The sequence below is a fragment of the Caballeronia sp. RCC_10 genome (assembly GCF_041360715.1).
Lineage (GTDB): Bacteria > Pseudomonadota > Gammaproteobacteria > Burkholderiales > Burkholderiaceae > Caballeronia > Caballeronia grimmiae.
In genome coordinates this window covers 1-971 of sequence record NZ_JBFUPT010000112.1, presented here as the reverse complement: position 1 = coordinate 971, position 971 = coordinate 1, and the positions used below count along the sequence as shown (strand labels likewise).

Below are 971 nucleotides of genomic sequence, written 5' to 3'. Positions count from 1 at the left end.
ATGCCTCCAGGGGTCGTAGCCACTATGGTAGCATTCCTAAGCGATGTTACACGAAGGGATTACGCAGAGCTTCCTTAACCAATTCGTGGCGTCGAAACACGGAAAAAGCGACAGCTTGTCGCAGTTTTATTTCTGGTAGTTCCGAGAAGTCCCGCTACTGCGCGTCGGCGTACCCTTGCCTAGACTTCTGCCGTTGCGCCCAAACACGCGAGAGCGCTTCCGGCGATTCTCGGCAACGCCCGGACGGGCGACTCCGCGACAAAGAGAGAACCATTGGGTTGAAACCAACGGCCCCCTGTCACGGCCAAACCTGGTGGCGTAGCCCCGTTTAATGATGAGCTTTTCCGGGGCTGCGCCGAGCGACAGCATCGCAGTTGTTGAACCCTGGTGAGGGTTCGCGCGGGCGCGGAATCGCACCCCGTGGCTGCGTGACGTTGACCCGGTTTGACGGACAGATTCGTAGTCAGCCATTCGAAACTGCTCGGTCTGTCGTTTCTTGTCGTCTCTGGTCATGCGTCGACGTCATGTTCACTTTCCTCGGAATTTGCGCGTAGCCGCGTCCACGCCTCGAGCGCCCACGCGGGTATGTGGCATATCAGTTCGAATTGATACTCGAAGGGTGATGTCGCGATGTCATCGAAAGCAGCCAAAACTAGGCCGTATCGCACCTCTCTCATGTGGCGATCGTGCTCATTCACGACCGTGGTCAGCGACTCGACGATCGCCGAGCTGGAGTGCCATTCGCCCGTTGCCTTGCCAGCATCGAGGATTGCGAGCACGGATTCTTCAACTCAAAATCCGGCTCGGCATCTACCTGGATAAATTGGGCGCGCACTGGGTGGGACGATACGCCAGTGCGTTCGCCGGCGCTCTTCTGATCTGCGTCGGATTCTATAAAAGGCCAGTTCAAAAAGAGCTCGGAAGGGCTGTTTACTTTTCTTCGAAACGGTTAACCTTGGATGCCTGAACAA

Annotated in this window: 1 protein-coding gene; it reads right to left on the bottom strand. The window is 56.6% G+C overall.

The window, feature by feature from the left end:
- Nucleotides 1-509: 509 nt before the first annotated feature.
- On the bottom strand, nt 510-779 hold the full coding sequence (locus AB6804_RS31875) for a hypothetical protein (protein ID WP_370889839.1): 270 nt from the start codon (nt 777-779) through the stop codon (nt 510-512).
- Nucleotides 780-971: the final 192 nt, after the last annotated feature.